The 12,425-nt window shown below is 29.8% G+C and carries 14 protein-coding genes and 1 riboswitch; all 14 genes read left to right on the forward strand.

The genetic code is table 11. The annotated features are described in order from the left end of the window. Positions 1 to 4 precede the first annotated feature (4 nt). The 14 genes from lpdA to KQI38_RS07355 all read left to right on the forward strand — a co-directional run bounded on the left by lpdA (position 5) and on the right by KQI38_RS07355 (position 12,357). Positions 5 to 1,414, forward strand: coding sequence for a dihydrolipoyl dehydrogenase (gene lpdA / locus KQI38_RS07290; RefSeq protein WP_216557476.1), 1,410 nt, complete (start codon positions 5 to 7; stop codon positions 1,412 to 1,414). A gap of 88 nt (positions 1,415 to 1,502) precedes the next feature. Continuing rightward, positions 1,503 to 1,688: riboswitch (cobalamin riboswitch) on the forward strand. Between the two features lie 143 nt (positions 1,689 to 1,831). Continuing rightward, on the forward strand, positions 1,832 to 2,683 hold the full coding sequence (locus KQI38_RS07295; protein WP_246565674.1) for a YitT family protein: 852 nt from the start codon (positions 1,832 to 1,834) through the stop codon (positions 2,681 to 2,683). Positions 2,684 to 2,958: 275 nt separating this feature from the next. After that, a complete protein-coding gene (locus KQI38_RS07300) occupies positions 2,959 to 3,567 on the forward strand; it encodes a phosphatase PAP2 family protein (protein WP_216557479.1) in 609 nt (202 codons plus the stop codon). A 195-nt stretch (positions 3,568 to 3,762) separates the two neighbouring features. Beyond that, on the forward strand, positions 3,763 to 4,752 hold the full coding sequence (locus KQI38_RS07305; protein WP_216557482.1) for a metal ABC transporter solute-binding protein, Zn/Mn family: 990 nt from the start codon (positions 3,763 to 3,765) through the stop codon (positions 4,750 to 4,752). Beyond that, positions 4,742 to 5,470 (forward strand): metal ABC transporter ATP-binding protein, encoded by a 729-nt coding sequence (locus KQI38_RS07310; RefSeq protein ID WP_216557485.1) that lies wholly within the window; start codon positions 4,742 to 4,744, stop codon positions 5,468 to 5,470. Before KQI38_RS07305 ends, KQI38_RS07310 begins: the two co-directional genes overlap by 11 nt. After that, entirely contained in the window at positions 5,471 to 6,292 is an 822-nt protein-coding gene (locus KQI38_RS07315; RefSeq protein ID WP_216557488.1) for a metal ABC transporter permease, read from the forward strand. Positions 6,293 to 6,321: 29 nt separating this feature from the next. Then, positions 6,322 to 6,768 carry a Fur family transcriptional regulator gene (locus KQI38_RS07320; RefSeq protein ID WP_216557491.1) on the forward strand — a complete coding sequence of 149 codons (447 nt, stop codon included), beginning with the start codon at positions 6,322 to 6,324 and terminating at the stop codon, positions 6,766 to 6,768. Continuing rightward, a complete protein-coding gene (locus KQI38_RS07325) occupies positions 6,752 to 7,699 on the forward strand; it encodes a CobW family GTP-binding protein (protein WP_216557495.1) in 948 nt (315 codons plus the stop codon). The genes KQI38_RS07320 and KQI38_RS07325 overlap by 17 nt, the downstream gene beginning before the upstream one ends. A 15-nt stretch (positions 7,700 to 7,714) precedes the next feature. Further along, on the forward strand, positions 7,715 to 9,316 hold the full coding sequence (locus tag KQI38_RS07330; protein WP_216557498.1) for a permease: 1,602 nt from the start codon (positions 7,715 to 7,717) through the stop codon (positions 9,314 to 9,316). A 6-nt stretch (positions 9,317 to 9,322) separates the two neighbouring features. Further along, positions 9,323 to 10,132, forward strand: coding sequence for a TIGR03943 family putative permease subunit (locus KQI38_RS07335; RefSeq protein WP_216557501.1), 810 nt, complete (start codon positions 9,323 to 9,325; stop codon positions 10,130 to 10,132). Positions 10,133 to 10,280: 148 nt separating this feature from the next. Continuing rightward, on the forward strand, positions 10,281 to 11,681 hold the full coding sequence (locus KQI38_RS07340) for a hypothetical protein (RefSeq protein ID WP_216557504.1): 1,401 nt from the start codon (positions 10,281 to 10,283) through the stop codon (positions 11,679 to 11,681). A 225-nt stretch (positions 11,682 to 11,906) separates the two neighbouring features. Next, a complete protein-coding gene (locus KQI38_RS07345) occupies positions 11,907 to 12,089 on the forward strand; it encodes a hypothetical protein (protein ID WP_216557507.1) in 183 nt (60 codons plus the stop codon). Next, on the forward strand, positions 12,068 to 12,151 hold the full coding sequence (locus KQI38_RS07350; RefSeq protein WP_216557740.1) for a hypothetical protein: 84 nt from the start codon (positions 12,068 to 12,070) through the stop codon (positions 12,149 to 12,151). Before KQI38_RS07345 ends, KQI38_RS07350 begins: the two co-directional genes overlap by 22 nt. Positions 12,152 to 12,192: 41 nt before the next feature. Then, on the forward strand, positions 12,193 to 12,357 hold the full coding sequence (locus tag KQI38_RS07355; protein WP_216557510.1) for an iron hydrogenase small subunit: 165 nt from the start codon (positions 12,193 to 12,195) through the stop codon (positions 12,355 to 12,357). Positions 12,358 to 12,425: the final 68 nt, after the last annotated feature.

Genomic DNA, 12,425 nt, shown 5'->3' on the forward strand with positions numbered 1-12,425 from the left:
CCATTTGACTAAAACTATTGCAGTTATAGGGGCTGGTCCAGGAGGCTACGTAGCGGCAATAAGAGGAGCTCAACTTGGTGCAAATATAATCTTAATAGAAAATAGAGAAGTAGGGGGTACATGCCTTAATAGGGGCTGTATCCCTACTAAAACATATTTTAGAAATGCAGAGATTATGTCCAGTTTTAAAAGAGCTGCTGAGTTTGGAATTACAGCAGGAGAATTTAAAATGGATGGAAAAGCACTACAAGAGAGAAAAAATAAAGTTGTAAATACTTTAGTAGGAGGTATTGAACAACTTATATCCTCTTATAAAAACATAGAATTTTTACGTGGAACAGCTAATATAAAAGATAAAAATAATATTTCTGTAGAATTAAAAGATGGAAACAAAAAGGAAATAACTGTGGATAATATAGTTATAGCTACAGGTTCTAAACCACAAATGACCGAAACAAAAGGAGTTGATTTAGAAGGGGTAATCACGTCTGATGAGCTTCTAGAGATGGAAGAGATTCCAGAAACTTTAATTGTAGTAGGTGGTGGAGTAATAGGTTTAGAGTTTGCAAGCATTTATCAAGAACTAGGCTCCCAAGTAATTCTTTTAGCATCTAGGATTTTAAAGGATGCAGATAAGGAGATTTCAAGAAGATTAGTACCAATGTTGAAAAAACAAGGAATTGAAACATATGTTGATATTAGGGCTAAAGAAATCACCAAAGAGGGAGATAAACTTAGAGTTTTAGCCAAATATAAAGAAAAAGACGAAGAAATAGAAGTAATAGGAGATAAAGTACTTATTGCATCAGGAAGGGGTCCCGTAATAGAAGGGTTAAACCTTGATGAATTAGGGATTAAATATGATGACAAAGGTGTTTTTGTAAATAATGAGTTTGAGACAAATATTCCTGGCATATATGCCATAGGAGATGTAAATAGAGGAGTTCAATTAGCTCATGTGGCATCTGCACAAGGTGAATATGTAATGGAGAAAATAATGGGTCATACACCAGATGTCAACTTAGATATCTATCCAAATTGCGTATTTACAATGAATGAGGTAGCTCATGTAGGCTACACTGAGGAAGAGCTTAAAGAAAAAGGAATACCTTATAAGGCTAGTAAGTTTATGTTTGCAGCCAATGGAAAGGCCTTATCCTTAGGAGAAGGAGAGGGAATAATAAAAATACTTGCTGGAGAAGAAGATAAGAAGGTTCTGGGAGTTCATATACTTGGACCTCATGCAAATGATTTAATTGCAGAAGGAACACTGGCTATAGCTAATGGATTGGATATATATAGTATAATGAGAACAATTCATGCCCATCCAACTCTTTCAGAAGCATTTTTTGAGGCTACATTGGGATTAGAAGATAAAGCGATTCATATAGCACCACCAAGAAAAAGAAGATAGGATATCCTATCTTCTTTTTCTTGGTGAGATTAGTTGGTGCTACATATAGTTGACTGTAATAATAATATACTATATACTTGAATTGATAACTAAATAATTAGGTGAAGGTGCAGAGAAAAATATTCTTTGCTTAAAAGGGAAATAGGTTAAATGCCTATACGGTCCCGCCGCTGTAATGGGGAAGGATTTAAAACTAATGTCACTGAATAAATCGGGAAGACTTTAAGTCCTTATGAACCAAAGTCAGAAGACCTGCCTTTACTTATGCACTAAAAAACTCTACGGTCGATAGGGGGTGTTAAAAGCAGATTTAAATATGTAGACAAATTATATAATCTGTCTATTTCTTTGTGCCTCCCAGAACACTTAAGTTTTGGGAGGTTTTTTGTAAATAAAAATTATAAAGGAGGAATATATTTGAAAGGAAAAATAAAAGAATATGTATTTATAACTCTTGGTATGATAATGGTAGCAGCAGGTTTATATTTCTTTCTTATGCCCCAGAAATTAGCTGTAGGTGGAGCTAATGGACTTGCGATTGTTATTAATCATTGGATTCCAATTTTATCAATAGGAGCTATTATGATAATCATTAACATAGTTTTATTTATAATTGGTTTTCTTATTGTGGGAACCAGCTTTGGATTTAAGACTATTTATGCAAGTCTGGGGACTTCTATAACCATTTCTTTATTTGAGAGAGTTATACCTATACAACAGCCTTTAGTAGAAGACATTATAATACAGCTAATTTTTGGAGTTTTTATATCGGCAATAGGTATGGGGATTGTATTTAATCAAAATGCATCAACAGGTGGAACTGATATAATAGCAAAGATAATAAATAAGTTCTTTGGGATAGAGCTTGGCAAAGGAGTGCTTATATCAGACTTCATTATAATAATAATGGCTGGATTTGCATTCGGGCCTGAGTTGGGAATGTATTCTCTATTGGGAATTATATTAAATGGTGTAGTAATAGATTGGACTATCGAGGGTATAAGTTTGTGCAAAGAAGTCAATATAGTGAGTGAATATAGTAATGATATTAAAGAATATATAGTAAATGATTTGGAAAGAGGGGCGACTATATATAATGCTAAAGGAGCTTATACAGGAGAGAAAAAGAATGTAGTAGTAACAGTTATAGATAGAAGAGATTTTATTAAATTGAAAAGTTATATTAAAGGCATAGATAAAGATGCATTTATTACAGTAAGTAATGTTTATGAAGTATTAGGTGATGGATTTAAAAACATAGAAGAATAAGATTAATAGAAAGGTTGATTTCACTAAAGAAATGAACCTTTTCTATAACGAATAAGAAAATTCTACTTTTTTTGTCTTTTTCATTTTAGAACTTGACCTATTTGAGTTTTAAGCAGATTGTCGAACATTTTGATTTCGTACAAGTCGCTTATGCAGTGACCAAAAAGTTTTCCTTAAAATTCTCCTTTAGAAGCCTTTTTTTATTAAGAAGTTTTTTGTATTTTACGAGAACTTTGGTATAATGAATTTGATAGAAAAATAATAGGGGTGTATAAATGAATAAGCAAGGTAAAGATTTTATTTTAGGTTTAATGTTAATAATATTTTTAATTTTAGGTTTTATGGTTAATGGTAGCAGTGAGGGTATTCTATTTGATGTGGATATAATGAAGTACATACATAATAATACCAATCCAAGAATATTATCATTTATGAAATTTATATCCTTTATAGGATCTGTAAATTTTTTATTGCCAGTTACTGCTATGGGGATATCATATACGTTAATCAAAAAGAAATATTACATATCTAAATTATTGTTGTTATCAACTCTGGGATCATATTTATTAAATTATTTATTAAAGCAATTCTTCCAAAGAACGAGGCCATTAGAGTTTTTTTTGGTGAATCAAGGGGGATTAAGTTTTCCTAGCGGACATTCTATGGTAACAATGACCCTTTATTCTACAATAGCATTTTTATTGGCGAAAAAAGTAGATAATGATAGGAAGAAAAAGCTAATCCATATTATATCTTTTGTCATGATATGTCTAATGGGAATTAGTAGGATTTATTTAGGAGTCCATTGGCCAACAGATGTAATAGGTGGATATTTGATAGGGTATATATTTTATTGTATAAGTATTAAGTTAATTAAAGAATAAAAATAAATATGCCACTTAAAAGATTTATATATAGATTATTGACAAAGGATATATCTCTATATATAATAAATATAAATAAAATTACTCTTAATGTAAAAGTTAAGAGGTTTTTTATACGAAAAATTAAATGCAAATGATTTGCGTTGGCATTTAAGTGGTAAATAAAATAAGATTAGAAGCGAGGAGGAGTATATGGTGAAGGGAAAAAGGATTTGGAAGACATTTATAATTTCTCTTGTAATATTATTGATGTCAGGTTGCAGTAAAAACACAGATCATGAAGAAATAAATAGTGGTAGACTAAAAATTATAACGACTTTGTTTCCTCAATATGATTTTGTAAAGGAAATTGGCAAAGACAAGGTTGATGTAAATTTATTACTTCCACCAGGAGTAGAATCGCATTCATATGAACCCACTCCTAAAGATATGGTAGATATTAAGAATGCGGATATATTTATTTATACTGGTGAGTATATGGAACCTTGGGCGAAAAAAATAGCAGATAATATTGAAGGCTATAATTTAATAATAACTGATGCTAGTGAAGGTGTAGAACTACTTGAAGGACATGGGCATGAAGAAGATGAGCATGAGGGTCATGAGAATGAAGAAGATGAGAATGAAGACCATGCTCATGATCACAGTGATAAGGATCCTCATATATGGCTAGATCCTATATATGCACAAAAAATGATAGATAACATAACCGTAGCTCTTACAAAAGCAGATAAAGAGAATAAGGAATTTTATATAAAAAATGCAGAAGAATATAAAAAACAATTAGACTTACTAGACAAAGAAATTGCAGAAGCTTTAGAGAAGGTAAATTCAAAAAAGGTTATCTATGGTGGGCATTCTGCATTTAGTTATTTTGCTAGGAGGTATAATCTAGAGTTTATTACACCATACAATGGATTTTCTCCTAATGCAGAGCCAACACCTAAAATGATTATTGAATTAATTAAAAATATTGAAGATGCAGGGGTAAAATCAATATTCTATGAAGAATTAATTGATCCTAAGGTAGCTAAAATAATATCGTCAGAAACGGGAGCTAAAATGATTTTATTGCATGGTGCACATAATTTATCTAAGGAAGAGATAGAGTCAGATGTAAGATATATCGATATTATGAAAGGAAATTTAGAAAGATTAAAAGAAGGACTTGGCTATGAAGAATGAGATATTATCAGTAAAAAATTTAACTCTAAAATATGGAAGGCATGAAGCAGTAAAAGATATTAGCTTCAGCCTATATAAAGGAGATTATCTAGGAATTATTGGACCTAATGGTTCGGGCAAAACCACATTATTAAATGCAATTTTAGGATTAATAGAGTGTACAGATGGCAGAATAAATTTTCATGGGGAAGCTAGATTAGGCTATCTTCCGCAAAAATCTATTTCAAGTGATAAGTTTTTTCCAGCAAAAGTAAAGGAGATAGTTGCAACAGGATTATTATCACAAAAAGGAATATTTAAATTCTATACAGAGGAAGATTATATTAAAGTAAATACTATTCTCAAGAAACTGGATATATACGATTTAAGATATAAAAAAATAAGTGATTTATCCGGAGGACAGCAGCAAAGAGTATTTTTGGCACGGGCTATGGTATCTTCACCTAATATATTAATACTAGATGAGCCCACTAACTATTTAGATACTAAAATGAGAGATGAGCTTTATAGAATTCTCAAAGAATTAAATAAAGAGGATAATGTAACTGTAATAGTAGTATCTCATGATTTGAAAACTCTAGGAAATTATATAAATAAGGTTTTATATCTTGAAACAGAGCTTATTTTTTATGGCGCATATAAATCCTTCCTCCATTCAAAGGAAATAGGAAGATACTCAAATCCTATCAATATAGATCAAATAGATGGAGGGATATAATTGGGAAATATAATTTATATAATAGGAGAGATATTAAAATATGATTTTATGATGAAGGCAATTGTTGCGGGAAGTTTAATAGCGATTTCTTCATCATTTCTAGGGATATTTCTTGTACTAAAGAAATATTCTATGATTGGTGATGGATTAGCCCATGTAAGTTTTGCAACAGTGGCTATGGCCTTATTATTAAATCAGTCACCTATATTAATGTCCATACCAATAGTTGCTGTAGCCTCAATAATAATATTGAAACTAACTGAGACAAATAACATAGATGGGGATGCATCTATAGGTCTTATATCATCTTTTTCAGTGGCTTTAGGAGTGCTAATTTCTTCCTTGTCAAATGGATTTAATGTTGATTTGTTTAGTTATCTTTTTGGAAGTATTTTAGTAATCAGCAATTTTGAACTAATACTTTCTGTAATCTTATCCATAATTATTTTATTATTAATTATTCTATTTTATAATAGTTTATTTGCAATTACCTATGATGAAAATTTTGCTATGACAATGGGGATAAATGTCAAACAATTAAATTATCTAATATCAATTTTAATATCCATAACGGTAGTTCTTGGCATCCGAGTAGTTGGTACGATGTTAATCTCAAGTATGATTATTTTTCCAACAGTAACAGCATTACAATTATCTACTAGTTTTAAAAATACTATAATTATATCTATAATAGTATCAGTTTTATCAGTACTATTAGGGATACTTATTTCATTTATCTATGACCTTCCAACAGGAGCTACAATAGTTATTGTAAATGCCATTTGCTTTGTGATATCTTTAATTATAGGGAAGATAAAATAAAATTGAGATAATTAAAAGGAGATAGCAAATTGAGAAGAATAGATAATAAGGAAATATTTAGTAAACATGGAATAAAGAATACGAAACAGAGAAATGTAATTTTAAATATATTGAAGAATACAGATTCACCTATTACTGCGGAAGAAATATTTATAAGAAGTCAAGATTCAAATGTAAATATGAATTTTTCAACGGTATATAGGATATTAAATACCTTTGTTTTAAAGGATATAGCTATAAAGACTAGTATTGGAGAAGATGATAAAAATCTATATGAGCTAAATATGGAAGAACACAGTCACTATCTAATTTGCTTATCATGTAAAAAAATGATAAAGATAGGACACTGTCCCTTAGAGGAATATGAAAGTCAAATACAACGAAATACTAAGTTTCGTATAATAGGCCATAAGTTAGAAATACATGGTTATTGCCCTGAATGTATAGAGGAGGATATGCATGAAAATAAAAATTGATATTATATCAGGATTTTTGGGTGCAGGCAAAACTACTTTAATAAAAGAGATGATTAGTCAAAAACTTTATAATGAAAAAGTAGTAATTATAGAAAACGAATTTGGAGAAGTAGGTATAGACGGAGAGCTAATAAGAGAGTCTGGATTAGAAATTAAAGAAATAAATTCAGGATGTATATGTTGCTCTTTAACACAAGATTTCGAGAAATCTATTGAGGAAATAATTGAAAAAATCAATCCAGAGAGAATTATTATAGAGCCATCTGGAGTAGGGAAATTATCTGAAATAATTAAAGCTTGTAAGTCAGAAAGATTAGAAGATTTAATCCAAGTTAATATGTTGATAACAGTTGTTGATGTAGAAAGATTTTATTTATATATTTCGAATTTTGGAGAGTTTTTTGAAGATCAAATAAAAAATGCTAAGACTATTTTGCTTAGTAGAACTAATAATACTGGTAAAGAAGAAATAGAACTTGTAACTAGCCAAATACAGAAGATTAATAGTAGAGGAAATATAGTTTCAACACCTTGGCAAGAGCTTAAATTAAATACAATTATTTCATTGGCAGAGAAAAATACTATTAGTCCTATCAATAAAAAAGTAAAGAATATCAGAGTAGTAAAGGAAAAAGTAAAAAAATCGAATTCGCATAAAGTATTTCAATCTTGGGGGTTGGAAACTTCTAGGATTTTTACAAAAAATAAGATAGAGGATATTGTAAGAAAATTTGATATATCCAAAGAATATGGAAATATTTTAAGGGCGAAAGGAATTGTAGAAATCCAAGATAATAGGTGGATTCAGTTTAACTATGTTCCGGGAGATATTCAAATAACAGAAGTATCACCTAATTATAATGGAAAGGTTTCCATTATAGGAACTGGGCTTAATAAAAATAAATTAAATAAAATATTTCATGATATATAACAAGAGGACATGTTTATGAAAACAGGAATAGAAATAGTTACAGGATTTTTGAGTTCTGGGAAAACATCAATGATTAATATTATTTTAGGAGAGAATATAGATAAGGATAAAAAAATAGTTATAATACAATGTGAAATGGGACAAAAAGAAATAAATGAAAAAGAAATAAATGAAAATATAATCATTGAAAAAATTCCAAAGGGTAATTCCTTAGAAGAAATGTATATAAAGCAAATAGTCGATAAATATTCTCCAGATAAGATTATTATTGAGCAAAATGGGATGGAAACAATTGAAGAATTATTAAATCAATTAGATACTAAAAGTATGAGAAAATACACAATAATTGAAAGGATTATAAATATTATTGATTGCAAGCAGTTTAATATGCTAATGGGAATACTAGGAAATAATCTTATAAATAAGATATCCTATAGTGATCTAATTATTTTAAATCATGTTGATGGCGTATCTGATGATGAGTTAGAGGACATCAATAAAAAAATTGGAAGTATAAATAAATCAGGTTTAGTTATAGAAATTAATGAACATGAAAAATTTCTAGATTATACTAAAAATAAAGAAACAAATAAAATATGGAAAGGGACGATTTATGATAAGTTATCAATACTCTTTTTAATAGTTGCATCAATTTATTTATCTATAAACCTTTTAATATCAATTGATTTTAGCAAATTTAACATAGACTTTTCTAATATATATATTTTAAATACAATTTTTATAAGCATATTGATGGAATCATTCCCATTTTTAATTCTTGGAGTATTTATATCATCTATTATCCAGATATTTGTAACAAGAGATATGATAGTTAAGTATTTTCCTAAAAATAAAATAATATCATTTCTAGTAGCCATTGTGGGAGGGTTATTTTTTCCAGTTTGTGACTGTGCTATAGTGCCTGTTGTATCTAGATTAGTAAAAAAAGGAGTTCCATTATATGCAGCAGTAACTTTTATGTTAGCGGCTCCCATTGTAAATCCAATAGTTATAGTCTCTACATATTATGCATTCCCTGGGCAGCCACAAATCATGATATTTAGATTAATAATAGGTATCATAGTTGCAATAATTACTGGTATTTTATTTCTGATTTTTCCTGAGGAGGAAATGACTGTTAAAAGCCATGAATTAGACAATCTTTGCAATTGTATTTATTGTAATAATATAAATAATGGAGATATTAAAGGAAAAATAAGTACAATATTCAAACATGCAGGTGAAGAATTTTTCGATGTTGGAAAGTTCTTGATAATAGGTGCATTATTGACAAGCTTTTTTCAAGTCATAATTCCTAAGGATATTATTTTAAAACTGGGAGGAGATAGTGTAACGGCTATTCTACTTATGATGTCCATAGGATTTCTTTTTTCCTTATGTTCATCATCAGATGCTTTTATTGCCAGAAGTTTCCTAAATCAGTTTTCACTAAGCAGTATAATGGGATTTATGATTCTAGGACCTATGATAGATATTAAGAATTTAATTATGTTATCAGATATTTTTAGTAAAAGGTTTATTATCAAACTGACTTTTATTGTATTTAATGTAACATTTTCAGCTATTTGTTTTTTTACTATATTATATTTAGGGTGATTAAATATGAAGCTAAGAAGATTCCATAGAATAAATATAGATATTTTTTTGAGATTAGTCTTTTTATTAGGTTTTACTGTATTTTATCTTATGACAATTAAAAAGAATACAGTGACTAACTATGTTCATCCTCGCATAATACCATATATTGGTTTTGCTATAATCAGTTTTATATTTATAATGCTATTTATGGTAAAGGAGCTTTTTAAAGCCAGGAGAAAGAATACTAAAATAGGGAGATATATTATTTTTTTATTTCCTGTACTGACAGCATTTATATTTCCGCCTAAGACAATGATTTCTGAAAGTGCGAAATTAAATAAAATTACTTCAAAGAATATAGTAGAGTCAAAAACAGATAGTGAAAAAGAAACCGAAGGGAGTATTTCATCAGAAATATTTGATATATATAGTGATATACTCGATGATGAGGGAAATACTCTTTCTTTAGAAGATGGTAGAATTATTCTTGATGAAGATAATTTTATAAAATGGATTGATGAAATATATATAAATGTAGATAAATATGAAGGGAAAACTATCGAATTAACTGGATTTGTCTTTAGAAATAATGAATTCAAGCAAAATGAATTTGTAATGGGAAGGCTTATGATGGTATGCTGTGCAGCTGATACTCAGGTTATAGGCTTTTTATGTAATTATGATAAGGCATCTGAATTAGAAGAAGGTTCTTGGAATAAGATTAGTGGAATTTTAAAAAGCATAGAGGATAATGAAGAGAAAATACCTCTAATTGAAATTGAGAGTATAGAAGAAGCAAATAGACCAGAGAATGAATTTATATATCCTTATTAATAAAGTTTAACATTATAAAAAAATATATAATATAAAAATATGCTGGTTTCTGTAGAAACCAGCATATTTTTATATCTTTAATGTTTATCTTCACCTCCATGTTATTTTTTGCATATTCTAAAGTACCAAAGAATATGGGAGGGATTTTATGGACATTCAATTAAATGCTCTACATTATGTATATCTTCTATTTACTCTTTTAATATTAGGGGTAATGATTAAAAAGAGAGATACTTCTTTAGTATGTATTTTAGGAGTATTTATACTAGGAATCATTGCTACTTCTTCATTATCTCAAGCAATAATGGGAGTTTTCAATTCTTTCATCTATGCCATAGTGGAACTAATGGGAACAATCCTTATTATTTCAGTAATAGTAGGGATGAGTACGATTCTAACCAAAACAGGAATAAACGAAATAATGGTCTCACCTTTTACAAAATTAATCAAGAATCCTACATTAGCTTATTGGGTAATAGGATTACTTATGATGATAATATCTTGGTTTTTTTGGCCATCTCCAGCTGTAGCTTTAATAGGAGCAGTTATGTTACCAGTGGCAGTTAGTGCTGGATTACCAGCTTTAGCTGTGGCTATGACAATGAATTTATTTGGGCATGGAATAGCATTATCGGGAGATTTTATTATTCAAGGAGCACCAAAGCTTACAGCAGATGCAGCAGGTATTCCAGTATCACAAGTGATTTCTGCAAGTATTCCATTAGTAATTGTTATGGGCGTAGTTACTACAATTACGGCATTTATATTTTTAAAGAGAGATTTGAAAAGTGGAAAAATAAAAACAGAAGAAAAAGTCAATAGATTTAAGAATAAAGAAGAGGAAGATATCTTAAAAAACATACTAACAATGAAGACCAAGAAAACTTTGGCGGTTGTAACTCCCATGTTATTCGGCATAGATGTTATAATTATGTTTGTAGCCAATTTACAGGGTGGAGATGCCACAGCTTTAATAGGCGGAACTGCTATATTTATACTTGTATTAGTTTCACTGTTGGTTCATAAAGGAAAAGCTTTAGAAGAGATAACAAAATATTTAGTATCAGGATTTAAATTTGGATTTGAAATATTTGGTCCGGTAATACCAATAGCAGCTTTTTTTTACTTAGGAGATGATGGGTTTTTAAAAGTTATTGGTGAATTCTTACCTGAAGGCTCTCAAGGATTAGTAAATGATTTAGGTATCGCCTTAGCTAATATTGTACCATTAAATGCTGGAGTAGGAGCAGTGACCATTACATCAGTAGGGGCAATAACAGGCTTAGATGGCTCAGGTTTTTCTGGTATATCTTTAGCAGGTTCTGTGGCTAGATTATTTGGAGCCGCAATAGGGAAAGGTGTAGCTACTCTTACGGCCCTAGGTCAAATTGCAGCAATATGGGTAGGAGGAGGAACACTAATACCTTGGGCAGTTATTCCAGCAGCAGCCATTTGTGGAGTAGATCCTTTTGAATTAACGAGAAGAAACTTTAAACCAGTAGTTATTGGATTGACTATAACTACCATAGTAGCAATGTTCATTATGTAGATAAACCATTGGATAATATAACAATTTTAATGTTATTCATTACAAGATTTAATATAAAAAGGCTTCCATTAAAGTACTAATAATTTAAGGAAGCCTTTTCCCTATTTTAATAAAAAATACATGCAATATAAAATTGTATGATATAATAATATCAATATACAGAATAGTTCGGCAAAATATAGGCATAAAAATAATAATAAATTATTAAGAAGGGGGAGATGTAAAATGAGTAGGCTTAGTATAATTACGCGAAATCAGGCACAGCAAACCATTTATTTGATTAAAAATGAAAATCCTAATCCTGATGCATTTAAGGAAGTAAGAGGAAGAAAAGGATGGAAAGAAGCAAGCTTTGACCAAAACTTAGGGTTGCTGTTGCCAGTGGATTGGGAAATGCAAGAAAGCTAATAGAGGCTATTAGAGTGGGAACTGCTGAATATGACTTTGTTGAGATTAGACCTGTCCTATAGGCTGCGCTAGTGGAAGAGGACAGCTAGAGGATGGTAAGGAATTGGCTGGTGAAAGAGCTGAAATACTATATGGTTTAGATAAAGTAAATAATCTTCGCTTCTCCCATGAAAATCCATCAGTCATTAAATGTTATGAGGAATACTTAGGGAAACCATTATCAAATAGATCACACAAACTACTTCATACTAATCAAAAAGATTGGTAAAATATAAATTAAGACCTCTAAGTATGGGTAACTATACTTAGAGGTTTTATCAACAATAAAGTCAGACT

The organism is Tissierella carlieri (assembly GCF_018917285.1).
GTDB lineage: Bacteria > Bacillota > Clostridia > Tissierellales > Tissierellaceae > Tissierella > Tissierella carlieri.